This window comes from Mycolicibacterium canariasense, assembly GCF_002101555.1.
GTDB lineage: Bacteria > Actinomycetota > Actinomycetes > Mycobacteriales > Mycobacteriaceae > Mycobacterium > Mycobacterium canariasense.
Map to the genome: position 1 here is coordinate 35,867 of NZ_LQOL01000042.1, position 25,243 is coordinate 61,109.

Here is a 25,243-nt window from a genome sequence, read left to right on the forward strand (position 1 = left end):
CGGCATCGTTTGTGGTCGCCTGCGCGGACGACGCCGACGGAGTTGGCTAGTCTCGCACCGTGCCGACTCTCTTGTCCCGGCGCGGCTTCCTGGCGATGACCGCGGGGATGACCCTGCTGGCCGCGTGCGGGCAACCGAAGCCCGGCACCGTGGCCAAGGACGGATCCGTGACCGTCAAGCACGCGTTCGGTGAGACCAGGATCCCGGGCCCGCCCACCCGGGTGGTCAGCGCCGGCCTCAACGACCAAGACTTCCTGCTGGCGGTCGGTGTCGTGCCGATCGCCGTCACGGACTGGTTCGGAGCCCAGCCGTTCGGCGTATGGCCCTGGGCGGCCGCGAAACTAGGGTCCGCGCAGCCGGCCGTGCTGAACCTGGCCAACGGCATCGACGCCGACGCCATCGCCGCGCTGAAACCGGATCTGATCGTGGCCACCAACGCCGGCCTGGACAAGGACACCTACACGAAGCTCGCCGGCATCGCCCCGACGATCCCGCAGTCCGGGCAGGACGCCTTTTTCGAACCGTGGAAGGACCAGGCCGCCGGCATCGGCCAGGCCGTGTTCAAACACGACGAGATGCAGCAACTGGTCACCGGGGTGGACGACAAGTTCGCCGCGGCGGACAAGAACAACCCGTCGTTCACCGGACGGACCGCGCTGCTGCTGGAGGGCACCCTGGACGACGGTCACGCCCGCGTCCACCATCCGGACTGGCTCACCGCACTCGGCTTCACCGTGCCGTCGACCGACAGCCGCATCGCGGTCGACAAGATCTCCGCCGATGTACTGATCTGGACCACCGACGGTGATCCCGCGCGCGACGCACTGCTGGCCGACCCGACGATCGCCGCGCACGGAAAGCACAACGTCTTCACCGATCCCGAACTGGCCGCCGCCATCGCGTTCGCCTCACCGCTGTCGCTACCGGTGGTCGCCGACCGGCTACCGCAGTTGCTGGCCGCCGCGGTGGGCTAACCACCGGCGCACAGGAACCGCCTGACAAGATGTCCGGGTGACCAGCACCGAGAACCGTGAGCCGACTCGTTTCGCGCAGACCGGCTCGGCCTACTATCCGATCTTCGTCGCGGTGTTCACCGCCCTGGTGATCATCTCCAACGTCACCGCAACCAAGGGCGTGGCGTTCGGCCCGATCCTGACCGACGGCGGTTTCATCGTCTTCCCGCTGACCTATGTGATCGGCGACGTGCTGTCGGAGGTGTACGGGTTCAAGGCCGCCCGCAAGGCCATCATGCTGGGCTTCGCGATGAACATCCTGGCGGCCTTCATGTTCTGGGTCACCCTCTATCTCCCAGCGGCCGACTTCTACGAGAACCAGGCGCACCTGGAGAACGTCGTGCATGCCTACACCCAGCTGATCATCGCCGGGCTGGCGGGTTTCATCGTGGGACAGACCATCAACGCGTGGGTCGTGGTGGCCATCAAGGAACGCACCAAGGAGAAGCACCTGTGGGCGCGACTGGTCGGGTCGACATTCGCCGGGCAGCTCGGTGACACCCTGGTGTTCTGCGCCATCGCCGCCGGCGCCATCGGCATCACCACGTTCAAGGACCTCGCCGTCTACACCGCGCTGGGATGGTTCTACAAGACGGCCGTCGAGGTGGTCATGCTGCCCATCACCTACCGGGTGATCGCGTACGTCAAGCGCCACGAGCCGACCTACGCGCTGGCCGCCTAAACAGCCCCTAAGGCTCCTCTGGCAAAGCTCATAGAGCATCCCGATTTCTTGTTACCCGGCGGTAGCGTTGGCAGATGACAGTCACAACGGAGTCACCGGTGCTCAGCACCGTTCGTGAATACGGGGATCAGGCCCTGCTCCTCGAGTTCGACAGCACCGCCGAGGTATTGGCGTGGACTGCCGCCATCCGGGATGCCGACCTGCTGGGCGTCGTCGACATCGTTCCCGCATCGCGCACCATCCTGCTGAAGCTGGCCGGGCCGCGCTACCTGGCGCCGACCCGGCAACGGCTGGGCAAGCTGCGCACCGGCCACAACGATCCGGCGGCCTCGGCCGGGCCCGACGTGGTGATCGACGTCGTCTACGACGGCGCCGACCTCGACGCGGTGGCCGAGCTGACCGGACTGAACCCCGCCGAGGTCGTCGCCGCCCACACCGGCAGCCTCTGGCAGGTCGGATTCTCGGGTTTCGCACCGGGTTTCGCCTACCTGGTCGGCGGCGATCCCCGGCTGCAGGTGCCACGACGCGCCGAGCCGCGCACCCGGGTCCCGGCCGGCGCGGTGGCGCTGGCCGGTGAGTTCAGCGGGGTCTATCCGCGTGAGACGCCGGGCGGCTGGCAGCTGATCGGGCACACCGACGCCGTCATGTGGGATATCAATCGCGATCAACCGGCGCTGCTGGTGCCCGGGATGACCGTCCGATTCCAGGAGGCACGATGACCGTCACACTGGAGGTGCTGCGCACCGGCCCGCTGGCCCTGGTGGAGGACCTGGGCCGGCCCGGCCTGGCCCATATGGGCGTCACCCGATCAGGTGCGGCCGACCGCCGGGCCCACACACTGGCCAACCGGCTGGTCGCCAACCCCGGCGAGTCCGCCACCGTCGAGGTGACCTTCGGTGGATTCTCGGCGCGGGTGCGCGGTGGTGACGTCGCGATCGCGGTGACCGGAGCCGATACCGACCCGTCGGTCAACGGAAAGCCGTTCGGGACCAACAGCATCCACTACGCCCACGACGGTGAGGTGATTTCACTCGGGGCGCCGCACTCGGGTCTGCGCAGCTACCTGGCGGTGCGCGGCGGAATCGACGTGCCCCCGGTGCTCGGCTCGCGCAGTTATGACGTGATGTCGGCGATCGGCCCGGCACCATTGCGTCCCGGCGACGTGCTGCCGGTCGGCGAGCACAGCACCGACTTCCCCGAACTGGAACAGGCCCCGGTGGCCTCGATCGAAGCCGACATCCTGGAACTGGACGTGGTGCCGGGTCCGCGGGATGACTGGTTCGTCGACCCGGACGTCCTCGTTCGCACCAACTGGCTCGTCACCAACCGCAGTGACCGGGTCGGGATGCGGCTCGTCGGCATGCCACTGGAGTACCGCTGGCCGGACCGGCAGCTGCCTAGCGAGGGTGCCACCCGGGGCGCAATCCAGGTGCCGCCCAACGGCTTTCCGGTGATCCTCGGTCCCGACCATCCGGTGACGGGCGGTTACCCGGTGATCGGCGTGATCACCGAGGCCGGCCTGGACCGCGTCGGCCAGGCCCGGCCCGGTCAGACCATCAGGTTGCACTGGTCACACCCGCGCGGCCCGGTGCAGTAGCCGAACCCCGCTCGGCCCCGCCGCCGGGCTGGTAGAACGACAGGGTGGGGGTACACACCGCACGCCTGATCCATACCGCCGACCTCGACGGTGAGACCCGCGACGACGCCCGACAGATGGTGCACGACGCCTTCGACGGTAACTTCACCGACGTCGACTGGGAGCACGCCCTGGGGGGCATGCACGCGTTGGTGTGTCATCACGGCGCGATCATCGCCCACGGCGCCGTCGTGGCGCGGCGCCTGCTGCACCAGGGCCGGGCGCTGCGCTGCGGGTACGTCGAGGCCGTCGCCGTGCGCGAGGACCGGCGTGGTCAGGGACTGGCCGCCGCGGTGCTGGACGCCCTCGAGCAGGTGCTGCGGGGCGCCTACGAAGTGGGTGCGCTCAGTTCGTCGGACGCTGGGCGGACGTTGTACGCCCGGCGCGGGTGGCGGCAGTGGCGGGGCGAGACGTCGGTGCTGGCCCCGTCCGGGATCACCCGCACCCCCGAGGACGACGGGGGTGTCTACGCTCTGCCGGTCAGCGCCGAACTCGACCTCGACGGGGCGCTGACCTGCGATTGGCGCGACGGCGACGTCTGGTGAGGGCGCCGCGGGCCGACCTCACAGGAGTATTTTCTCGGTGGTGAGCGGAAGTTCACGGCTGGGATATCGCAGGCAGTGACAACGCAACATAGCGTTCTTAACGTGGTCGGCATGCGCCGCTCGCCCTGCTCACCTGCCCAGGTGACACACCTGCGCAACAGTCGAGTAACCCGCCCGAAACATGCCCTGAATACACAGGTGTCATGACTGAACCTGACTGGGCTCCGCTCACCGGGTTCCGGGTAGCCGTCACCTCGGCCCGCCGGTCCGAGGAACTCGCCGCGCTGCTGACACGTCGCGGCGCCGACGTGACCGCCGCAGCCGCCATCACCATGGTGCCGCTGCCCGACGACGACGAGTTGCGCGCCCACACCGAGGCCCTGATCGCGACGCCGCCGGACATCGTCATCGCCACCACCGGCATCGGTCTGCGCGGCTGGATCGCGGCGGCCGACGGCTGGGGGCTGGCCCACGAACTGACGGCCGCTTTGTCCAAGGCGCGCATCGTGTCCCGCGGTCCCAAGGCCACCGGGGCGCTGCGCGCGGCCGGGCTGCCCGAGGAATGGTCACCGGAATCCGAATCCTCCCGCGAGCTGCTGCACTATCTGCTCGAAGGCGGCATCGTCGGCATGCGCATCGCGGTGCAGTTGCACGGCGCCACCGACGAATGGGACCCGTTCCCCGAGTTCCTCGACGAATTGGAAGCGGCCGGCGCCGAGGTGGTGCCGATCCGCGTCTACCGCTGGCATCCCGCACCGCGGGGTGGTGCCTTCGACCAGCTGGTGATGGGCATCGCCGATCAGCGCTACGACGCCGTCAGCTTCACCTCCGCCCCGGCGGTCGCTGCGATGCTGATGCGGGCGACCGAGCTCGGCGTCCAGGATTCGCTGCTGCACGCGTTGCGGACCACGGTGCACGCGATGTGTGTGGGCCCGGTGACCGCCCGGCCGCTGGTACGCCTGGGCGTCCCGACCTCGTCTCCGGAGCGGATGCGACTGGGCGCATTGGCCCGCCACATCACCGACGAGTTACCGCTGCTGCAATCCCGCCGCATCCGCGTCGCCGGGCACCTCCTGGAGATCCGCGGGACCTGTGTGCTGGTCGACGAGGTGGTCAAGGAGCTGCCACCGGCGAGCATGGCCACCATCCGCGCATTGGCGCACCGGCCGGGAGCGGTGGTGTCGCGGGCCGATCTGCTGGGCGCCCTGCCGGGCTGCGGTACCGACACCCACGCGGTGGAGACGGCGGTCCTGCGATTGCGAACGGCGTTGGGCGACAAGAACATCGTCGCGACGGTGGTCAAACGCGGGTACCGGCTGGCGGTCGACGAGTTCCCGGTGGGCGCATGAACTACATCCTGGTGGCGCACGGCACCCGCAAGGCCGGCGGCGTGAACATGATCGGCGAGCTCGCCCAGCGTGTCTCCGCGGTGGTGGACCGGGAGGTGCGGGTGGCGTTCGTCGACGTGCTCGGACCGACGCCCCGCGAGGTACTCGACTCGCTACCCGGCGACGAACCGGCCGTCGTGGTGCCGGCCTTCCTGGCCGGCGGCTATCACGTGCGGGTCGACGTACCCGCCCACGTCGCCGCCAGCGGGCATCGCCGCGTCGTGGTCACCCCGCCGCTGGGGCCGTGCCAGGGCACGGTACGCGTGATGGCCGATCGGCTCTACGAATCGGGTTGGCGCACCGGCGATTCGGTGATCATGGCGGCAGCGGGCACCTCGGATGTCAGTGCCGCGTCCGATCTGCGCAGGACCGCGGCCATGCTATCGGCCCTGACCGGTGACCGCGTGGAACTCGCCTTTGCCGCTACCGGCACCCCCACCGTCGCGGACGCGGTCCAGAACGCCCACCGCCGCTCCGGCCGATGTGTGGCGGTCGCGTCCTACCTGCTCGCCGACGGGCTCTTCCAAGATCGGCTGCGCGATTCCGGGGCCGATATCGTCGGCGACCCACTCGGCATCCATCCCGGCATGGTGCGGCTGATCGCCGGCCGGTTCCGCCGCGCCCGCGTCCACGGGTTGTCCGCCGCGGCGTAGCCGGGCCGGCTGCGGTGCGGCCGCTGCCGTCGCCAGCAACGTCGCATCCGAACGAATCCCCATTTCGGCCCGCTCCGGAGTTGATCTCAGCCAGCATCAGCGAACTGTCCGAGTCGGCAACCTGTCGGACACCTGCACCAAGACTCGCCGGAGATACCAAATCTCGCAGCACATTTCAACTCACCATTGGGTGCGCAACCTGACATAACGCTCAACTAGGGACTCGCCCCGTTACTCCGCTACTATTCTCTGCGATGGCTTCACAATGGGGGGCGGCGCAGCTGCGGGAGTGGCTGCTGGCGGCACTAGACGACACCGATGGCACCTTGACCACCGCCGAACTGCGCGACTATGTGCAGCGGAGGGCAAACCGGGCGGGCAAGGACACCGTGATCGAGTCCGTGTATCGCAACCTCACCATGCTGGAGCGCCGCGGCGATGTGGCCCGTCGCCCCGGTCCCGGCCGCGACGCCCACTGGGCCGCCGCTACACCGCGATCTGCACGAGACCGGACGGCGTAACGCGGGTCCGGAACACCGCCAGCGCCACATCCGGATCATCGAGGCAGCTGCCATCGTCAAATGCGAAGGCCTGCTTCTTGATCGGGGATTGCACGCAGGCGCGTCCACCGCGGTCGCCCACGATACCGCGCGAGATCACCGCGGCGCCGGAGAACGGGTCGATATTGCCGACGGCGTGCAACGAGCCGTCGTCCAGCCGGAACAGCGCCACCTGGGTTCCGTCGGGCAGCAGCACCCCGACACCGCGACACGGCAGCAAGCGGTCGTAGGCGCACGCCTCGATCCATTCCCAGTCACCGTGGGAATCAACGCGTTTGCGATCGTCGAGCAGTGTCATGCCTTCTCCTGTACCCGCAGCGTCGGCATCCCGATCGGCACTTTGCGGCCGTTGGATTCGGTGAACTCGATCGTCGGATCCGCGACATCGGGGGCATTGACGAACGAGACGAACCGCGACAGCTTCTCGGGATCGTCGAGGACGCCCTTCCATTCGCACGCGTAGCCGGCGACATGGCGCTCCATGGCCGCCTCGAACTCCGCGGCCAGCCCGAGTGAGTCGTTGCACACCACATCGCGCAGGTGATCCAGCCCGCCATCCATGGCCTCCAGCCACGGGGCGGTGCGCTGCAACCGGTCGGCGGTGCGGATGTAGAACATCAGGAACCGGTCGATGTAGCGCACCAACGTCTCGTCGTCGAGGTCACCGGCCAGCAGCTTGGCATGCCGGGGCGACATGCCGCCGTTGCCGCAGACGTACAGGTTCCAGCCCTGTTCGGTGGCGATGATGCCGACGTCCTTGCTCTGCGCCTCGGCGCATTCGCGGGCGCAGCCGGACACGGCCATCTTGATCTTGTGCGGTGCCCGCAGACCGCGGTAGCGCTTCTCGATCTCGACGGCCATGTTCACCGAGTCCTGCTGCCCGTACCGGCACCAGGTACTGCCAACGCAACTCTTCACCGTGCGAAGGGATTTACCGTAGGCGTGCCCGGATTCCATCCCGCCCTCGACCAGGCGGCGCCAGATCTGCGGTAACTGGTCGACCCGGGCACCGAACATGTCGATCCGCTGGCCACCGGTGATCTTGGTGTAGAGGCCGAAATCCCTGGCGATCTCGCCGATCAGGATCAGCTGCTCGGGGGTGATCTCCCCGCCGGGCGAGCGCGGCACCACCGAGTAGCTGCCGTTGCGTTGGATGTTGGCCAGGAAGTGATCGTTGGAATCCTGCAGCGAGGCCTGCTCACCGTCGAGCACATGATCCGAGCTGGTCGAGGCCAGGATGGAGGCGACGGTGGGTTTGCAGATATCGCAACCCTTTCCGGTGCCGAACTTCTCGATCAGGCCGGAGAAGGTGCGGATCTCGGTGGCGCTGATGATCTCGAACAGTTCGGCGCGAGACTGGCTGAAGTGTTCGCACAGGGCCGTGGACTGCTCGACACCTTCGGCTTCCAGCAGCTGCTTGAGCAAGGGCACGCACGACCCGCAGGAAGTGCCGGCCAGCGTGCACTTCTTCAGGCCGGCGACGTCATCACAGCCGCCGCAGATCGCTTCTTTGAGATCACCTTTGGTGACGTTGTTGCACGAGCAGATCTGCGCGATATCGGGTAGCGCACCGACACCCAGCGCCGGTGCGGCACCGTCGGTCACCGGGGCGATCAGGGCCAATGGGTCGCCGGGCAGCTCACTGGCCACCATGGGCCGCAGCACCCCGTAGGCCGACGCGTCGCCCACCAGGATGCCGCCGAGCAGGGTCTTGGCATCATCGGAGAGCACCAGCTTGGCATAGGTCTGCTTGACCGGGTCGTTGACCACGACCTCCAGGCAGTTCGGGGTATGCCCTTGGGCGTCACCGAAACTCGCGACGTCGACACCGAGCAGCTTGAGCTTGGTGGACATGTCCGCCCCGGGGAACTCGGCCTGCCCGCCGAGCAACCGGTCGGCCACCACCTCGGCGGTGGTGTAGCCCGGGGCCACCAGGCCGTAGCAGCGGCCCTCGATGGCGGCCACCTCGCCGATCGCGTAGATGTTCGGATCGCTTGTCACACAGGACAGATCGGTCAGAACACCGCCGCGCTGCGCGATGTCCAGGCCGGCCGCGCGGGCCAGCTCGTCGCGCGGGCGAACCCCGGCGGCGAAGATGACCAGGCCGGCGTCGATGGTGCTGCCGTCGTTGAGCGAGACCCGCACCGCGTCGTCCACGGCGGACCTGCGGATCGGCCGGTGCCGCTGCGCCGGCGCGATGCTCTCGGTGGCCACCGCGGTGTGCACCTCGATGCCCAGACCTTTGATCATCCGGCTCAACAGTGCACCACCGGCCTCGTCGAGCTGGTTGGCCATCAGGTGCGGTGACATCTCCAGCACGTGCGTCGTCAACCCGAAGCCGCGTAACGCGTTGGCGGCCTCCAGGCCGAGCAGGCCACCGCCGATCACCACGCCGACGGGGGTGTTGCTGTCCCGTGCCTTCTCTGCCCCCGCCCGGATGGCGTCCAGGTCGTCGAGGGTGCGGTAGACGTGCACCTGGGGCAGGTCGTGTCCGGGCACCGGCGGCACGAAGGCATACGAGCCGGTGGCCAGCACCAGTGCGTCGTAGTCCAGGACGCGGCCGTCGGCGGCGGTCACGGTCTTGGCGGCGCGATCGATCTCCCGGGCCGCCGAGCCGAGGTGCAGCACGACATCGTTGTCGCCTGCATAGTCATTGCCGGGCAGCGCCAGTTCCGCCCGGTCCCAATGCTCGGTGTAACCGGTCAGCCCCACGCGGTCGTACGCCGCGTCGGCCTCCTCCGAGAGGATGGTCACCCGCCACTCGCGGTGCACATCCCGGGACCTTAAGGCTTCGACGAACCGGTGTCCGACCATGCCGTGTCCGACCACGACGACGTGCTTGGCTGAGCGCATACCGCGACGGTAGGTAGTCGATATTGCCGACATGTCGCGTCGTGTGAAGCAGCCGTCACGGTGTTCTCACAACGGGTCGCGGGCGCGTGTGAGTGGGTTCGTGCCGGCGCTGAAATCCGACGTTGTGGTGGCGGTGAGGGCTTCGACGCCACCACAACGTGAGAATCGGCCTACTTCCAGCGATCCAGGATCTCGGTGGTCTTCTCGGTCAGCGCCCACTGCAGGAACGGGCCGAAGGTGATCCGACCGACGCCGAGCGCGGTCAGCTCGGCCAGGTCGCTGGACGGCTGGACGGTGACGCTGACGGGCAGCGGCACGGCTTTGACGAAGGTGCCCAGGCCCTCCGGATCTCGCAGACCCGCCGGGAACAACGAGTCGGCACCGGCCTGCGCGGCCAGCGTCAACCGGTCGATACCGCGCTGGACCCGATCGGCTTCATCGCCCTCGTTCCTGAGGAAGATGTCGGTGCGGGCGTTGATCACCACGTGCACACCCGCCGTGTCGGCCGCCGCCCGCAGCTCCCCGACCAGAGCCGCGTGCTCTTCGGGGCTGCGCAGCCGGCCACCGTCGCGGTGCACGGTGTCCTCGAGGTTGAAGCCGACGGCGCCGGCGCCCAGCAGCCCCTCGATCAGCGCGGCCGGCGACTCGCCGTAACCCGACTCCACATCGACCGACACCGGTACGTCGACGGCAGCGGTGATCTGGGCGACCCGGGTCAGCAGATCATCGAAGCTCATCTGCTCCCCGTCGGGCTTGCCCAGCGAGTCCGCGACCGGGTGGCTGCCCACCGTCAGACCCTTGAAACCCGCTTTCACCACGGTGTTCGCCGACCAGGCGTCCCACACCGTCGGTAATACGCCCGGGTTGCCCGGGCGGTGCAAGGCCAGCAGCGCGGCGGCCTTCGCGACCAGATCCTGATTCGACAATTCGGTTACCTCTCGTTTCTCAGACGTGATCTGTCTCACTCTGAAGTCCATGTTGTGGCTAACATCGAATGCGTACTGTGATCCATGACACCCTTCAGCCCGAGGAGGTCACTAGTTTGTCCACTACGACCGAATTTGCCGAACTCCACGAATTGATCGGCGGCCTCCGTCGATGCGTCACATCGTTGGCGGCCCGGTACGGCGACAGCCCCGCGATGCGCCGCATCGTGAACGACGCCGAACGCATGCTCAACGATATCGACCGGCTCGATATCGACGCCGAAGAGCTTGAAAGCGATCGCGGCGGACGAACAGTTCACCATCCACATTCGGTGGAGAAGATCTGCATCCCCGATACCGATTACGCAAGCGATTTCTGGCGCGACGTCGACGACGAAGGACTCGGCGGCACCCGCTGACGCCTGGGCGTCCGCGCCGGTTCACAACAGAAAAAGAGGGAACTCAGTGAGCGCACCGACCTCGAATCGTCAAGGCACCGGCGTCTTCTCACCTACCAGAGCTCAGATCTCACAGCGCACCCTGCGCACCGACCGATGGTGGCAGTCACCGCTGATCGTGGATCTCGGGTTCGCCGCCTTCGTCATCTACGCGACGGTGCGCGCGTTCCTGCAGAACAACTACTACGTTCCCGCCTACCACTACCTCACGCCGTTCTATTCGCCGTGCGTCAGCAAGGGCTGTGTGCCGGAAGCCAGTCACTTCTGGCCACAGTTCCTTCCCGACGTGTGGTGGCTGCCGTATGCGGCGCTGTCGCTGCCGTTCCTGCTGCTGTTCCGGCTGACCTGCTATTACTACCGGGGCGCCTACTACCGCTCGGTGTGGCAATCCCCCACCGCCTGCGCTGTCGCCGAACCGCATGCCACCTACACCGGTGAGACGCGCCTGCCGCTGATCATCCAGAACACCCACCGGTACTTCTTCTACATCGCCGGGATCATCTCGGTGATCAACACCTACGACGCGATCGTCGCCTTCCATTCGGACAAGACCGCCAGCGGTTTCGGTTTCGGCCTGGGCAACATCATCCTGCTGGTCAACGTGATCATGCTGTGGGTGTACACGCTGTCCTGCCATTCGTGCCGGCACGTCACCGGCGGCAGGCTCAAGCATTTCTCCAAACACCCCGTTCGCTACTGGATCTGGACCCAGGTGTCGCGTCTGAACACCCGGCACAAGTTGTACGCCTGGGTGACGCTGGGCACCCTGATGCTCACCGACTTCTACATCATGCTGGTCGCCAGTGGGACCATCAGCGACCTGAGATTTGTTGGCTAGAAACACAATTCGATAGCGGATCAAGCGAGGATCATTTATGGCTGAACTCGAACGGCACGAGTACGACGTAGTCGTCATCGGAGCCGGCGGGGCGGGACTGCGCGCGGTGATCGAGGCCCGGGAACGGGGCCTGCGCGTCGCGGTCGTGACGAAATCACTGTTCGGCAAGGCGCACACCGTGATGGCCGAGGGTGGCTGCGCGGCGGCCATGCGCAACGTCAACACCAAGGACTCCTGGCAGGTGCACTTCGGTGACACCATGCGCGGCGGCAAGTTCCTGAACAACTGGCGGATGGCGGAGCTGCACGCCCAGGAAGCCCCGGACCGGGTGTGGGAGCTGGAGACCTACGGTGCGCTGTTCGACCGCACCAAGGACGGCAAGATCAGCCAGCGCAACTTCGGCGGACACACCTACCCGCGGTTGGCCCACGTCGGCGACCGCACCGGCCTGGAGATCATCCGCACTTTGCAGCAGAAGATCGTGTCCCTGCAGCAGGAGGACAAGCGCGAACTCGGCGATTACGAGGCCCGCATCAAGGTCTTCCACGAAACGTCGATCACCGACCTGATCAAAGACGGCAACAAGATCGCCGGCGCGTTCGGGTACTACCGCGAGACCGGCAATTTCGTGCTGTTCTCCGCCCCCGCGGTGGTGCTGGCGACCGGCGGTATCGGCAAGTCGTTCAAGGTGTCGTCCAACTCGTGGGAGTACACCGGCGACGGGCACGCGCTGGCCCTGCGTGCGGGATCCAGCCTGATCAACATGGAGTTCATCCAGTTCCACCCCACCGGCATGGTGTGGCCGCTGTCGGTGAAGGGGATCCTGGTCACCGAGGGCGTGCGCGGTGACGGCGGGGTGCTCAAGAACTCCGAGGGCAAACGGTTCATGTTCGACTACATCCCCGAGGTGTTCAAGGGCCAGTACGCCGAAACCGAGGAAGAGGCCGACCAGTGGCTCAAAGATAACGACTCCGCCCGCCGCACCCCTGACCTGCTGCCCCGCGACGAGGTGGCCCGGGCCATCAACGAAGAGGTGAAGGCCGGCCGGGGTTCGCCGCACGGCGGCGTGTACCTCGACATCGCATCCCGCATGCCGGCCGAAGAGATCAAGCGTCGGCTGCCGTCGATGTACCACCAGTTCATCGAGCTGGCCGAGGTCGACATCACCAAGGACGAGATGGAGGTCGGTCCGACCTGCCACTACGTGATGGGCGGTATCGAGGTCGACCCGGACAGCGGGGCCGGCGCCACCCCGGGGCTGTTCGCGGCGGGCGAGTGCTCCGGCGGGATGCACGGCTCCAACCGGCTGGGCGGTAATTCGCTGTCGGATCTGCTGGTGTTCGGGCGCCGCGCCGGGCTCGGCGCCGCCGACTACGTCCGCGGCCTCACCGACCGCCCCACCGTGAGCGAGGAGGCCCTCGAAGCGGCCACCACGCTGGCGCTGGCACCCTTCGAGCCCAAGGCGAATCCGGAGAACCCGTACACGCTGCACGCCGAACTGCAGCAGTCGATGAACGACCTGGCCGGCATCATCCGCAAGGAGAACGAGCTGCAAGAGGTGCTGGTCAAGATCGACGAGCTGAAGGCCCGCTACGCCAATGTCGTCGTCGAGGGCGGCCGCGTCTTCAACCCGGGCTGGCACCTGGCCATCGACATGCGCAACATGCTGCTGGTCAGCGAGTGTGTCGCCAAGGCCGCGCTACAGCGCACGGAGAGCCGCGGCGGGCACACCCGCGACGACCACCCGGCGATGGACGCCAACTGGCGCAACACCCTGCTGGTGTGCCGCGCGACCGACGCTGGGGTGGTCCCGGACGTGACGGTGACGCCGGAGCCACAGGTCCCGATGCGGCCCGACCTGCTGGCCACGTTCGAACTGTCCGAGTTGAAGAAGTACTACACCGCCGCCGAACTGGCCGAACACCCCGACTGGAAGAACTGATATGAGTGCGTACAACGCGAATCTGAGGGTCTGGCGCGGTGATCCGGCCGGTGGCGACCTGCAGGACTACACCGTCGAGGTCAACGACGGCGAGGTGGTGCTCGACATCATCCACCGGTTGCAGGCCACGCAGACGCCGGACCTGGCGGTCCGCTGGAACTGCAAGGCCGGCAAGTGCGGGTCCTGCTCGGCGGAGATCAACGGCCGGCCCCGCCTGATGTGCATGACGCGCATGTCGACGTTCGACCCGTCCGAGACCGTGACGGTGACGCCGCTGCGTACCTTCCCGGTGATGCGCGACCTGGTGACCGATGTGTCCTTCAACTACGAGAAGGCGCGCCAGATCCCGTCGTTCACCCCGCCCAAGGACCTGCAGCCCGGTGAATACCGGATGCAGCAGGAGGACGTGAACCGCAGCCAGGAGTTCCGCAAGTGCATCGAGTGCTTCCTGTGCCAGAACGTCTGCCACGTGGTGCGTGACCACGAGGAGAACAAGCAGAACTTCGCCGGTCCGCGCTTCCACATGCGTATCGCCGAGTTGGACATGCATCCACTGGACGTGGTGGATCGCCAGGAGATGGCCCAGGACGAGTTCGGACTGGGCTACTGCAATATCACCAAGTGCTGCACCGAGGTGTGTCCCGAGCACATCAAGATCACCGACAATGCGCTGATCCCGATGAAAGAGCGTGTCGCCGACCGCAAGTACGACCCGATTGTGTGGCTGGGGAACAAGCTGTTCCGGCGATGAGCGCTTGCGCGAAGAGCAAACGGCACCGATGAGCGCTTGCGCGAAGAGCAGACAACCGCGCTGAGATCCGTGAGCATGCGCTCAGATCCGTGAGCGTGCGCTCAGATCGCGTTCGGCCGCGAAATCACACTCTGAGTGCACACTCGATGTCCGGGACCCACGGCCATGCGAGCCCACAACCACAGGCGCCGGGCGTACGGTTGGTGGGGGAGACCGAAAAACGTCCGATCAGCGACGAAAGGACCTCGATGACACTGCGTGGAATCAACAGCGTCAACGACATTCGGACCGCGATCCGCGAGCTGACCGCCCGCGCCGCACTGGCCCGCAAGGAGGGCCGGCCCGGTGATGCGGCCGAAATCGAACAGCGGATAGCCCGCTACCGCGACGAGCTCGCCGGGCGGCCCTGACCTCAGGCGCCGAGTTTGCGGAACGTGCTGCGGTGGAACACGATCGGCGGCACGTCGTGCACCGTGATGCCCTTGACCTGCAGCACGACGATGGTGTGGTCGCCGGCCGGGACCAGTTGATCGATCGCGCTCTCCAGCCAGACGCTGGTGCCGTGCACGAACACCGCGCCGCTTTCGTGTGAGTGCGTGTCCAGGCCTTCGAACCGGTCGCCGGTCTTGGCGGCCAGGGTGCGCGCCGCCTGATCGTGCGACTCACCCAGCACGCTGATGCCCAGGGCCGGCAGGTCCTTCAGTTTGGGCCAGGTTTCCGACGTGTTCTGCACACAGAACGCCACCAGCGGCGGATCCAGCGATACGGGCACGAAGGTGCTGGCCGCCAGCCCGACCCGGACGCCGTCGACCTCCGCGGCGATCGCGATGACGCCGGACGGGAAATGGCCGAACGCCTCACGCAGCGCGGCCGGGCTCAACTCGGTGTTCGTCATAACACTTCCATCTTCACACGTAACGATGCGCCGCAGCCACATCAGGGTGCGCCCGCAATCGGCTCTTCCACGCATTACGCCCGTAAACAGGGTAGATACGATCGCTTGCGGGGTCGTCGGTGACGCCGCGGGCCTGGGTCGCCAACTCGTCGGGCAACGGTAGTGCCGGCATCCGCGCGTCCAGGCGGGGGTTGAAGAAATACGCCACCGAGAGGCGTTCGGCGCCGCCGATGCGGACGCGGTGCTCGGTCGCGCGTAGGTAGCCGCCGCTGGCGATCTCGAGCATCTCGCCGATGTTGACGATCAACGCACCGGGGAGTGGCTCGACGTCGACATACCCATCGTCGGTGCGGACCTGCAGCCCGGTGCTGCCCGGTTCGGCGAGCAGCAGGGTGAGCACGCCGGCATCGCGGTGCGCGCCCACGCCCTGGCCGGACGGGGCGCCGCCGGGATAGCGGATCACCTTGATCAGCGTGGCCGGGGTCTCGGCGAACACCGGCTCGAACACATCCTCCGGGCTACCGAGGGCAACGGCCCAGTGCCGCAGCAGCGTCCGTCCTACGCGCGCCAACGCGGTATCCCATGCGGCGATGACCGCCGGCAACTGCGGTAACGCGGCCGGCCACTGGTTGGGCCCCTGCAGTCGCAGATACGGCTCGGCCGGGGCGACCAGTGGTGCGCGTTCCGGGCCGATGTCGATCTGCTCGCGCCAGTCGACCTGACCGCCGGTGAGCTCACCACCGAGGCGGGTGTAGCCGCGGAAATGCGGGCTGCGCACCATCGCGACGGCGTCCTTGTCCGGCTGCGGCAGCGCGAACAGCGCGCGGGCCTGGGTGAGTAGGCGCTCGACGAGGTCTTCGGGCACACCGTGCCCGGTCAGGTAGAAGAAACCGACCTCGTGAGCCACCCGGCGCAGCCGGTCCCGCAGTTCGGCCGGGTCGCCGCGAAGGTCGACGACGGGCAGCGCCGTGTGGACGGAAAGCACGGCTCCATTGTTCCCGCCGGATGGCCGGGTGGCCATGGTCCGGCTCAGGCTGAACGGAACCCTGACGGGCTATTTGGCCTTCGCTTCCCCGTAGTAGCTGTACGAGTACGCATACCCGGAACTGCCTTTTGCCGGAATCATTGTGAACACCGAACCCAACAAAGTCGCACCGACACCCTTGAGGCTCTCCACCGCCTGTACCAGTTGTTCTCGTTTCGTCTGGCCGTACCGCACCATGATGAGAGCACCATCCGCGTTCGCCGCGAGGATCGCGGCATCCGTCACGGCCAGTAGCGGCGAGGAGTCGACGATCACGTAGTCGAACCGGGCCCGCAGCTCGGCCAGGACCTTGGTCGCGGCGTTGGACGCCAAGAGTTCACTGGGGTTGGGCGGCGTAGCACCGGCAGCCAGCACGGTGACTCCCTCGAATGCGCAGGGCTGCAGAGCTTCCTCCAATGGCACAGCACCACTGAGCACCGTGCTGAATCCGACGGCACCCACGAGGTCGAGGTACTTATGGACCGTCGGTCGACGCATATCTCCGTCGACCAGCGCCACGTTGTTGCCGCTCTCGGCCAACGCCAAGGCGATGTTGATCGCCGTGGTGGACTTTCCCTCGTTCGGGATCGAACTGGTGATGACGATGACCCGCGGTGGGTTGTCGACGGCAAGAAAGCTCAAGTTGGTGCGGAGCTTTCGGAACGACTCTGCGATGGCACTGTTGTCCTTGCCGAAGAAGATGGCAGGCGCCTTCCGGCGCTCTTTATCGAGCTGGATTCCGCCGACCACACCTACTCCGGTGATGTCCTCCAAGACTTCCCGGGTCTTGACAGTGTTGTCGAGGACATCGCGAACGATGGCCAAGCCGATCCCGAGCGCCAGCCCTGCAGCAACTCCGAGGAGGATGTTCCTGGCCTTCTTCGGGCTGACCGGAGCATCGGGGACCGAGGCTCGCTGCTCCACGACGACGCGGGCATCTGGCTTGGCACCGCCCTCCACGGTCTCCAATTCCTTGACCATTACCACGAATTCGTCCGAGAGCGCGTTGGCGATATCACGCGCGCGAACCGGGGATGGATCGAGTACATCGACGTCGATCAGCACCGTCCCCGTCTTCGCCGTCGCCTTCACCTTCTCTTGCAGCGCTTCAGCTGTCATATCGAGTCCGAGCTTGTCGATGGTTCGCTGCGCGACCGTCTCGCCCATCAGCAGTTGTGCATAGGACACGACACGCTCTTGCGAGAAGCGGTTGCCCTGGTAGATATCCGAAACACTGGATGCCGTCGAAGCCGATACGAAGAGCCGGGTGGATGCCTGGTACAACGGCGTCGTCAACAGTGTCACGATTCCCGCGACTGCGGTCGCCAGCAGTACCGATGCGGCGATGGTGATCCACCGAGCCCGAATCAACTTCAAGAAGTCTTGTAGGTTCAAAGCCAACCCTTCGCCGTGAATCTTGCGCGTCTCAGTGCCCTGCGGCTCGAACTCTGACGTTCGGGCAGCATACCGCCGGCGTTCGATCCTGACCGCCTCAAATCGCCCTCCTGGGGTCAGGGCGGCAGTCATACGACGCCCGAACCCGGGTCATCCCATGCATACAGGCACCTTCACGACGGGTACGACGCCATCGATCAACGGTTGCACGGGAACCCGCGGCTCGCCTGACGCGGTCGGCTCCGATAATCGGAAGACCAGCTCGCCGGATTGCCTTGGCGGAATGGCCACTTGAATCTCGAAGGTGGGGTGCCCGCGTTCGGTCCCTACGAACACCGGAATACGTTGACCGTTCGAGAACGCGCTGAGTATCTTCGCGCCCTCGGTCGCGACCAAGCGCACCGACGTCAACATCGACCCGCTTGGCATCCTGAAGGGAATGTTTGGTATCACACCGTTGGCACCGGCAACGTACTCAGGTAGCGGCGTCTCGGGCGCCACGCTCTTCAACTTGACGGTGACGGTGGTGTTCCGACGTTCCTCGGAGCATCCGTCCGCGGCATACTCGATCTCTCGCCGCAGGTAGTAGTCCATCTTGTTGCCGCCCAGATTGTTGAGGACGACCTCGGCGTAGGGCGCGGAATCGGCGGGCACGGCATGCGCAAGCGGGGTCTCTTCCAGAAGTTTCTGATCCTCCGGGGACGCACTCCAGACGGCGATTCGCCGCTCACCGACAGCTCTCCCCAACGCATCGAGCAAATGCCTTGGCGATTGCACGGCACCCGTCATCTTCTTCACTACTGCGTTGGCGATATCCTGGAGGTAGCGCTTGCGCGCAGCCTGGTCAGTTGGAAACCGTTGGTAGGCAACCGATTCAGTCAGATCAACCACATTATCTCTGGAGATCACCTCTCCGTCGGCAAGATTGACGGGTCCCGTCGCACCGAGGATGTAGCTCAGTGCGACGGGATCAACGGCGATGACGCCGTCCACATTGGTTCCCGACTGCTGTGCCCACATGGATCTCCAGATCTGAGCCGCGTACGGGAAGTGGGAACTGAGATTGCTATTACGAAAATCGGTACTCGCATTGGTAAATCCGTACTGTTCGGCGTACTCACTCCCGAGATCCAGCGGCGTGAAAGGCCCTTTCAGTTCCGTGTTGGGACCCAGTGATTCGACCTTCGGGACACCGTCGCCGAGGTGAAGGATGCCGAACCCGCCCAGTATTCCGCCGGTTCCGCGGGCTTCAGCGTTGGTCTGGAAACCCATGAAGTAGGTACGGGGGCCGTCGGCACCCATCATCGACGGTGCCAACCGGGCTGCAAGGGCGGTGTTCTGAAGAAGGGCAGTGATTCGCGTGGTCTGGCTTTGGACCTCCGATCGAGCCTTCCCGAGTACCGAGACATAGGCCGGTTCCGAGATTGCGTCCGCCTCGGCTTCCAAACGGCGAGCATCCGCGGCGATTCTGCTGAGTGCGGGCTCGTTGTCCTGAAGAAGACGAACGTTCAGGCGTGACCCGTCGAACAATTTGTCAGGCGCGATCGCCATGCCAACCTGCGCCGACGGCTTGAGCACGTCGCGGGCCAAACCGAGAACGACGCGGGAAATCTGTTGCGCCGTAATGAAAGGTCTACCAACCCACGGGGTAGCAGCGGCAACAGCCCACGGCACCGAGTGCGTCGCATCGTCGGCCGCGCGCGCGTGCGATTCCGCTGAGTCAGCCAGGCCCTGCGCCTCGGCGACGCGACCGTCGGACAACGCGTCCCTTGCCTGCTGAGCGACCGCACGCGCCTGCTCCAGCTCACCTTTCGCCGAATAGGCCGCAATACCCAACCAGCCGAGCAGCCCGATCAGTAACAACGCCAATCCCGCAGCGATAGCCTTGATCTCACGGCGGCGCCAAAAAGTACGCAACCGTTCGAACCAGGACGTGTCGTCACCCGCTATCGGATGATCATCTCCATCATTCGAAGATTCGCTCAGCGGAGATTGCCTTCCCTTGGCGGGCGGAAACCCACGTCAGCATCGAAGGACGAAACCATGGTCCCGGCTGACGGTCTGGAGACTAGCAGCCCCTACCCAAGGACAGGGTCAACGTGCCATACGGCCCGATCTTGGCACTGGCGCCAAGGAGACAGACTTGAAAGTTGAGTCCAGCCGTGACCGATTGGTAGATCGGCTTGAGGAAACCGGGGATCAAGGACAGCGGCGTGAAAGACACGACAGTGATCTGCGCCGGCGGATTCGGATTGGCGGTTCCGATCCACCAGAGATTGTTTTGCAGCCAGTTGTCCTGCGCGAGATTGTCGAGCACCTGGGTCACCGGAGCGAGCGGAGCCGGAGCGGCGATATCGGCCTGAGCCGCAATAGCCGGGGTAAGAGTAGCGGCGGCCGCGACGGCGCAGGCCGCGACGCCCACCTGGAATTTGGTTGTTGCGCTAGAAAGACGTGTCGCGATAGCGGACATTTCTCTGGGCCTTCCGTCAAGGAACTTGGGAAAAGAGTCCCAGACCCCACCCCCGCTGTCAACCGCTAATACCGCAGGTAAACAGATGTTTCTACGTCGAGGCAAATTTCGGTCAACAACGTTTGCGCCCCCGCTACCTAGCCTCAGGAACGCCCGCGGACAGCGTTCGAACCCGATATATAACGCGCCAGCATCTCATTGGCATCGGTAGTCCGATATCCGACGGAATAGGTTTTTGCCAGGTCCAATACACTATTGCGTGGTCGTGCCGCGACGGGGCCTGCAATCGAGGCAAAGTATTGGTCGCCGCTCACCCCGGTCACACGATCCGGATCATGACCGGTCAGCGCAAACACACGCCGCGCGATATCGGCCCAAGACGTCGCCGGGCCCGACCCCGTCACGTTGTAAATGCCGTATGGCGCACGCGTTTCAACAAGGTGGCGGATTGCGAGCGCAAGCTCCGAGGCGAAGGTCAAGCGCCCGAACTGATCATCGACAACAGTAGGGTTCGCGCCGCGCTCGGCCAACGACAACATGGTGCGGACGAAATTGTGCCCTTCGCCGATGACCCACGACGTGCGGACGATGTAGTGCCGTGGAACCGTCGCCACCACCTGGTCACCGGCGGCCTTGGTCTGTCCGTAGACGCCCAGCGGGGCTGGGGGGTCGTCCTCGCGATAGGGTCGATCGGTCGTCCCGTCGAACACGTAGTCGCTGGAGATGTGCACCAGCGTCAGGCCGTGCGCGGTGGCGATGCGCGCCAGCGCGGCCACGCCGGAGACGTTCGTTGCCCAAGCTGTCACACGGCCCTGCGCGGTCTCCGCGGCGTCGACTGCCGTATAGGCGCCGGCATTGATGATGGTGGCGTATTGCGGCCATCGAAAGGCGTCTTCGAAGCCGCCAGCGGCGAGATCAAGCTCTGCACGGCCGACGAAATCGACGTGCGGGTGGTCGGCATATGCGGCACGCAGTGCGCGGCCCAGCTGCCCGTCGGCACCGATGACAAGTGACTTGCGCGGCGGGACCGGATCGACCGCGGCCAAGGCAGGATTGGCGCGGTCCTTGGCTGACAGCTCCGCGCGCTCCAGCGGAATCGGCCACCCGATGTCAAGTACCGGATCCGCGAGATTGACCGAGGTATAGACGATCCCGGGCGAATAGTGGTCATTGACCAGGTAGATGTAGACGGTCTCGGGGTCAAGTGTTTGAAACGCATTGCCGACCCCGCGTGGCACGAACACCGCACGCGACGGATCCAGCTCCGTTGTGAAAACCGCCCCGAAGCTGGCCCCCGCACGCAGGTCCACCCACGCGCCGAAAACTCGCCCGGCTGCGACGGATACCAGCTTGTCCCATGGCTCGGCGTGGATTCCGCGGGTGGTCCCCACGGCGTCGTTGAACGAAACATTGTTCTGCACCGGTCCGAAGTCGGGCAGACCCGCGGCCACCATCTTCTCGCGCTGCCAGTTCTCCTTGAACCACCCGCGATTGTCGCCGTGGACAGGTAGATCCCATATCGTCAAACCCGGAATCGGAGTCGCTGTCGCACGCAACGTCTTCCCGAATTCCGTCACGTCACTGGCCCAGCCGGGCGTAGAAAGCCTCGGTCGCATCCTTGGTAGGTGCCCACCAGGCTTCGTTGTCGCGATACCACTGGATGGTCTCGGCCAAACCCCGCTCGAAATCCTGATAACGCGGTTCCCAACCCAGCTCTGTGCGCAACTTGGTCGAATCGATCGCATAGCGCACGTCGTGACCCGCACGGTCGATGACATGGTCATAGGCATCGGCCGGTTGATCCATCAGCCGGAGGATCATCTCGATGACCGTCTTGTTGTCCTTCTCCCCATCGGCACCGATGAGGTAGGTCTCGCCGATTCGTCCTTTGCGCAAGATCGCGAGCACCGCCGACGAATGGTCGTCGGCATGAATCCAGTCCCGCACATGGTGGCCGGCACCGTACAGTTTCGGGCGAAAACCGCGCAGGACGTTCGTGATCTGGCGCGGGATGAACTTCTCGACGTGCTGATAGGGCCCGTAGTTGTTAGAGCAGTTCGAAATCGTGGCTTCCAGCTGGAAAGATCGAACCCAGGCGCGCACCAGCATGTCACTGCCCGCCTTGGTCGACGAGTACGGCGAGGACGGGTTGTAGGGCGTGGTCTCGGTGAATCTGGCCCGGTCATCCAGGGCAAGGTCCCCGTAGACCTCATCGGTCGAAATATGGTGCAGGCGAATGCTGTGCCTGCGCGCGGCCTCCAGCAGTGTGAAGGTGCCGACCAGATTGGTCTGCAGGAAGGGCTGCGGATCGTCCAGGGATTGATCGTTGTGCGATTCTGCGGCGTAGTGCACGACTGCGTCGACAGTGCGCACTACGTCGTCGACGAGACCGGCATCGGCGATATCTCCGAGGACGAAGGACACCCGGTGTTCCGGCAGGCCCGCGAGCGACTGGCGGTTGCCGGCATAAGTCAGTTTGTCCAAAACGGTGACGTGATGATCGGTATGGCTGACAACATGGTGTACGAAATTCGAGCCGATGAAGCCCGCACCGCCGGTGACGAGAAGCCGCGCCATCAGCGTCCCCTGTCCAGTAAATCCAGCAGGTAGGTGCCGTAGCCTGACTTCATGAGCGACTCTGCCCGCTCGCGCAGCTCGTCATCAGTGAGATAACCTTGGCGCCAACCGATTTCCTCCGGAACACCGATCTTCAGGCCGGTCCGTCTCTCCATGGTCCGCACGAACTCGGCAGCATCGGTCATCTGGTCGAAGGTGCCGGTATCGAGCCAGGCGGCCCCCCTGGGTAGCACCTGCACTTGCAACCTGTTCTGCTCCAGGTACATTCGGTTGATATCGGTGATCTCGTACTCGCCGCGTGCGCTCCGTTTGAGCGACCGAGCCATCGAAATCACATCATTGTCATAGAAATACAGACCCGGTACAGCGTAATTGCTTTTCGGCGACTTGGGCTTCTCTTCCAGCGAGACCGCCGTTCCGTCTGCGTCGAATTCGATGACACCGTAAGCGCCGGGGTCGGCGACCCAGTAACCGAAGATTGCTCCACCATCGACGTCGCGGAAGCGCTGCAATTGGGTACCCAGCCCCGGGCCGTACAGGAGATTGTCACCCAACACCAGCGCCACGCGTTCGTTCCCGACGAAGTCGGCGCCGATGGTGAATGCTTGGGCCAGGCCCTCAGGGGACGGCTGCTGCGCATACGAGACGCAGACACCGAATCGGGATCCGTCGCCGAGCAGTCGCCCAAAGCTCGCGGCGTCGTGCGGTGTGGTGATCACCAGGATGTCGCGAATTCCGGCCAGCATGAGCGTCGACAGGGGGTAGTACACCATCGGCTTGTCGTAGACCGGGATGAGCTGCTTGGACACCCCTATGGTGATCGGGTGCAGTCGTGTTCCCGATCCGCCAGCCAGGATTATCCCCTTCACGCGGCCATCGTGGCACAGCCCCGCCTGGTGGGCTAACTTTGTTGGCACGACCGCATCCGTGAGTCCACGGATAGCAAATCCGCAGTTCGTACCAGCACGGGACCGGGAGTTGACCTGCGCGTACTATTCGTGTGCACCGGGAACATTTGCCGATCCCCGACAGCCGAGCGGCTCGCCGCGGAGCTGGCCGCGACGCGCGAGATCCCGCAGTTCGTGGCCTCCAGCGCCGGTACCCACGCGATGATCGGGTACCCCGTCCACGTGGAGGCCGCGCGTGTCATCCGCGATCTGGGGGGCGATCCGGCCGATTTCGCCGCACGCCAGCTCACGCCCGCCATAGCCAACGGTGTGGATTTGGTACTGACCATGACGACCGCGCACCGGAACAGCGTGCTGGAACTGGCCCCACGGCAATTCCGGCGAACGTTCACCCTGGGCGAGGCCGCACTGCTGGCCACCGAACACGAGCAAGCTACCGTGACCGATCTGGCCGGATTGCGTCCACATCTTGCCGGACGGCGGGTAGCCGAGATTGCGGACCCGATCGGACACGATCGGGAGTACTTCGAAGAGGTCGGAGTGCAGATCGCCCGGCTGCTGCCCGCTGTCCTCGACTTATGTCGCCGCACCGCCGCGCCCGCGGGCGACTGAGCCCCATATGTGGTTCACGCTCCTGGTCATGGCCGTCGCAGTCAGCCTGGAACCATTCCGCATCGGCATGACGGTGGTCCTATTGAGTCGCCCGCGTCCGCATCTGCAATTGGCGGCGTTTCTCGCCGGCGGTTTCGGCATGGGGCTTGCCGTCGGCATGACGGTGCTGTTCATCGTCGGCAAGCGGCTTCCAGAAGCGCATTTCACCTTGCCGCGGGTACAGATAGCCATCGGGACGTTGGCTATCGTTGCCGCCGTTACTCTCTCGTTGACCAAAGGACGACCCCGGACGCCGCCGGCCTGGGTGACGCGCGTCCTGCAAGGCCGATCCCTGTGGGTCGCCGGTGTTGCGGGGATGTGCATCGCGCTTCCGTCGCTTGACTATCTGGCGGCTCTCGCCGTCATCGCGGCATCGGGTACCACTGCGGTCACCCAACTCGGCGCGCTCGTCGCTTTCAACGCGGTGGCCTTCGCTCTGATAGAAGCTCCGCTACTAGCCCACCTCGTGGCTCCTGCCCGCACCACTGCAGTGATGAACACTCTGAACGAGTGGGTACGGGCTCGTCGGCGTCAAGAAGTTGCCGGACTGCTGGCGGCGGTGGGCGTGGCACTGCTGGTGGCAGGACTGCTCGGCATCTGACGGGCGCGCCATAGGCGCAGAATTAACGCGCCATTCACGAATGGCGCCACATGCCGCGGTGCGTGCGGCAGAGCAGGCGGCGTTCTCGATCCGCTACATGTGGTGACGTGCGGGCGGTCTACCGGTGGCGGCTAACCGGACACCCCTGGCTCTACACTCCGGCACGGACGGCAACCAAATAGTTCATGCAGTTACTTCACAGCCCGGACTGGCAGTCACGCACGCGATCCGTCGCCATGTATAGCAGCCTTGCCAAGGTGGACTCACCGGCCACCAGGGCAATTCTCGCTCGATCAGGCAGAAACTTGCCCAGCCCCAGGCGGAGCGCGGAAGCGCCCCGGCCAGAATCACTGCCCGACTGTTTGCCACCATTGAGGGGACGCTCCGATTTTCGCTACCAACCGGACGCAATCGGGCTGCCATGGCTAATTTCTATGCACACCCGCAACAAAATACTTCTACGGAATTCTCGTCACA

The 25,243-nt window shown here is 65.5% G+C and carries 26 protein-coding genes; 15 read left to right on the top strand and 11 right to left on the bottom strand.

The annotated features are described in order from the left end of the window. The first annotated feature begins 59 nt into the window (after positions 1 to 59). From AWB94_RS09550 to AWB94_RS09585, 8 genes are all read left to right on the top strand, one after another. A complete protein-coding gene (locus tag AWB94_RS09550) occupies positions 60 to 974 on the top strand; it encodes an ABC transporter substrate-binding protein (RefSeq protein WP_062655073.1) in 915 nt (304 codons plus the stop codon). 37 nt (positions 975 to 1,011) lie between these two features. Then, on the top strand, positions 1,012 to 1,695 hold the full coding sequence (locus AWB94_RS09555; RefSeq protein ID WP_062655074.1) for a queuosine precursor transporter: 684 nt from the start codon (positions 1,012 to 1,014) through the stop codon (positions 1,693 to 1,695). Positions 1,696 to 1,769: 74 nt separating this feature from the next. Further along, on the top strand, positions 1,770 to 2,414 hold the full coding sequence (locus AWB94_RS09560) for a 5-oxoprolinase subunit B family protein (RefSeq protein ID WP_062655075.1): 645 nt from the start codon (positions 1,770 to 1,772) through the stop codon (positions 2,412 to 2,414). Further along, positions 2,411 to 3,292, top strand: coding sequence for a 5-oxoprolinase/urea amidolyase family protein (locus tag AWB94_RS09565; protein ID WP_062655076.1), 882 nt, complete (start codon positions 2,411 to 2,413; stop codon positions 3,290 to 3,292). The genes AWB94_RS09560 and AWB94_RS09565 overlap by 4 nt, the downstream gene beginning before the upstream one ends. Positions 3,293 to 3,336: 44 nt before the next feature. Next, positions 3,337 to 3,876: a GNAT family N-acetyltransferase gene (locus AWB94_RS09570; protein WP_062655077.1), complete on the top strand. Its 540-nt coding sequence runs from the start codon at positions 3,337 to 3,339 to the stop codon at positions 3,874 to 3,876. Positions 3,877 to 4,079: 203 nt separating this feature from the next. Next, positions 4,080 to 5,225: a uroporphyrinogen-III synthase gene (locus tag AWB94_RS09575; RefSeq protein WP_062655078.1), complete on the top strand. Its 1,146-nt coding sequence runs from the start codon at positions 4,080 to 4,082 to the stop codon at positions 5,223 to 5,225. After that, positions 5,222 to 5,917 carry a sirohydrochlorin chelatase gene (locus tag AWB94_RS09580; RefSeq protein WP_062655079.1) on the top strand — a complete coding sequence of 232 codons (696 nt, stop codon included), beginning with the start codon at positions 5,222 to 5,224 and terminating at the stop codon, positions 5,915 to 5,917. The genes AWB94_RS09575 and AWB94_RS09580 overlap by 4 nt, the downstream gene beginning before the upstream one ends. Positions 5,918 to 6,171: 254 nt before the next feature. Next, the gene (locus tag AWB94_RS09585; RefSeq protein WP_062655080.1) at positions 6,172 to 6,438 is read left to right on the top strand and encodes a helix-turn-helix domain-containing protein; all 267 of its coding nucleotides are present in this window, start codon (positions 6,172 to 6,174) and stop codon (positions 6,436 to 6,438) included. Here AWB94_RS09585 and nirD read toward each other — a convergent pair. The 3 genes from nirD to AWB94_RS09600 all read right to left on the bottom strand — a co-directional run bounded on the left by nirD (position 6,404) and on the right by AWB94_RS09600 (position 10,256). After that, positions 6,404 to 6,775, bottom strand: coding sequence for a nitrite reductase small subunit NirD (nirD, locus tag AWB94_RS09590; protein ID WP_062655081.1), 372 nt, complete (start codon positions 6,773 to 6,775; stop codon positions 6,404 to 6,406). The genes AWB94_RS09585 and nirD overlap by 35 nt on opposite strands. Then, positions 6,772 to 9,330, bottom strand: coding sequence for a nitrite reductase large subunit NirB (gene nirB, locus AWB94_RS09595; protein WP_062655082.1), 2,559 nt, complete (start codon positions 9,328 to 9,330; stop codon positions 6,772 to 6,774). The genes nirD and nirB overlap by 4 nt, the downstream gene beginning before the upstream one ends. A gap of 170 nt (positions 9,331 to 9,500) precedes the next feature. Continuing rightward, the gene (locus tag AWB94_RS09600; protein ID WP_062655108.1) at positions 9,501 to 10,256 is read right to left on the bottom strand and encodes an isocitrate lyase/PEP mutase family protein; all 756 of its coding nucleotides are present in this window, start codon (positions 10,254 to 10,256) and stop codon (positions 9,501 to 9,503) included. A 116-nt stretch (positions 10,257 to 10,372) separates the two neighbouring features. Between AWB94_RS09600 and AWB94_RS09605 the strand changes: the two genes are divergently transcribed. From AWB94_RS09605 to AWB94_RS34110, 5 genes are all read left to right on the top strand, one after another. Beyond that, positions 10,373 to 10,675 (top strand): Rv0250c family protein, encoded by a 303-nt coding sequence (locus AWB94_RS09605; protein ID WP_062655109.1) that lies wholly within the window; start codon positions 10,373 to 10,375, stop codon positions 10,673 to 10,675. Positions 10,676 to 10,721: 46 nt separating this feature from the next. Beyond that, positions 10,722 to 11,552 (top strand): succinate dehydrogenase subunit SdhC, encoded by an 831-nt coding sequence (locus tag AWB94_RS09610; protein WP_062655083.1) that lies wholly within the window; start codon positions 10,722 to 10,724, stop codon positions 11,550 to 11,552. A 37-nt stretch (positions 11,553 to 11,589) separates the two neighbouring features. Next, positions 11,590 to 13,494, top strand: a complete 1,905-nt coding sequence (locus AWB94_RS09615; RefSeq protein ID WP_062655084.1) for a fumarate reductase/succinate dehydrogenase flavoprotein subunit — start codon at positions 11,590 to 11,592, stop codon at positions 13,492 to 13,494. A 1-nt stretch (position 13,495) separates the two neighbouring features. Further along, positions 13,496 to 14,245 carry a succinate dehydrogenase/fumarate reductase iron-sulfur subunit gene (locus AWB94_RS09620; protein ID WP_062655085.1) on the top strand — a complete coding sequence of 250 codons (750 nt, stop codon included), beginning with the start codon at positions 13,496 to 13,498 and terminating at the stop codon, positions 14,243 to 14,245. A gap of 248 nt (positions 14,246 to 14,493) precedes the next feature. Next, positions 14,494 to 14,655 carry a hypothetical protein gene (locus AWB94_RS34110; RefSeq protein ID WP_109761995.1) on the top strand — a complete coding sequence of 54 codons (162 nt, stop codon included), beginning with the start codon at positions 14,494 to 14,496 and terminating at the stop codon, positions 14,653 to 14,655. Between the two features lie 2 nt (positions 14,656 to 14,657). Here AWB94_RS34110 and AWB94_RS09625 read toward each other — a convergent pair whose 3' ends face one another. The 8 genes from AWB94_RS09625 to rfbA form a co-directional block, all read right to left on the bottom strand. Continuing rightward, positions 14,658 to 15,140 carry a flavin reductase family protein gene (locus tag AWB94_RS09625; protein WP_062655086.1) on the bottom strand — a complete coding sequence of 161 codons (483 nt, stop codon included), beginning with the start codon at positions 15,138 to 15,140 and terminating at the stop codon, positions 14,658 to 14,660. A 13-nt stretch (positions 15,141 to 15,153) separates the two neighbouring features. Further along, positions 15,154 to 16,161: an isopenicillin N synthase family dioxygenase gene (locus AWB94_RS09630; RefSeq protein WP_062655087.1), complete on the bottom strand. Its 1,008-nt coding sequence runs from the start codon at positions 16,159 to 16,161 to the stop codon at positions 15,154 to 15,156. A 33-nt stretch (positions 16,162 to 16,194) separates the two neighbouring features. Beyond that, a complete protein-coding gene (locus AWB94_RS09635) occupies positions 16,195 to 17,559 on the bottom strand; it encodes a tyrosine-protein kinase domain-containing protein (protein WP_062655088.1) in 1,365 nt (454 codons plus the stop codon). A gap of 150 nt (positions 17,560 to 17,709) precedes the next feature. Next, a complete protein-coding gene (locus AWB94_RS09640) occupies positions 17,710 to 19,428 on the bottom strand; it encodes a DUF4012 domain-containing protein (protein ID WP_084394990.1) in 1,719 nt (572 codons plus the stop codon). A gap of 199 nt (positions 19,429 to 19,627) precedes the next feature. Continuing rightward, complete coding sequence (locus tag AWB94_RS09645; RefSeq protein WP_062655090.1) at positions 19,628 to 20,029, bottom strand: hypothetical protein; 402 nt, start codon at positions 20,027 to 20,029, stop codon at positions 19,628 to 19,630. A 143-nt stretch (positions 20,030 to 20,172) separates the two neighbouring features. Beyond that, positions 20,173 to 21,645: a sugar nucleotide-binding protein gene (locus tag AWB94_RS09650; RefSeq protein WP_062655091.1), complete on the bottom strand. Its 1,473-nt coding sequence runs from the start codon at positions 21,643 to 21,645 to the stop codon at positions 20,173 to 20,175. After that, positions 21,608 to 22,606 (bottom strand): dTDP-glucose 4,6-dehydratase, encoded by a 999-nt coding sequence (gene rfbB / locus AWB94_RS09655; RefSeq protein ID WP_062655092.1) that lies wholly within the window; start codon positions 22,604 to 22,606, stop codon positions 21,608 to 21,610. The genes AWB94_RS09650 and rfbB overlap by 38 nt, the downstream gene beginning before the upstream one ends. Next, positions 22,606 to 23,475, bottom strand: a complete 870-nt coding sequence (gene rfbA / locus AWB94_RS09660; protein WP_062655093.1) for a glucose-1-phosphate thymidylyltransferase RfbA — start codon at positions 23,473 to 23,475, stop codon at positions 22,606 to 22,608. Before rfbA ends, rfbB begins: the two co-directional genes overlap by 1 nt. A 129-nt stretch (positions 23,476 to 23,604) precedes the next feature. Between rfbA and AWB94_RS09665 the strand changes: the two genes are divergently transcribed. After that, positions 23,605 to 24,126 (top strand): arsenate reductase/protein-tyrosine-phosphatase family protein, encoded by a 522-nt coding sequence (locus AWB94_RS09665; protein WP_234811677.1) that lies wholly within the window; start codon positions 23,605 to 23,607, stop codon positions 24,124 to 24,126. A gap of 7 nt (positions 24,127 to 24,133) precedes the next feature. Continuing rightward, the gene (locus AWB94_RS09670) at positions 24,134 to 24,766 is read left to right on the top strand and encodes a GAP family protein (RefSeq protein ID WP_062655095.1); all 633 of its coding nucleotides are present in this window, start codon (positions 24,134 to 24,136) and stop codon (positions 24,764 to 24,766) included. Positions 24,767 to 25,243: the final 477 nt, after the last annotated feature.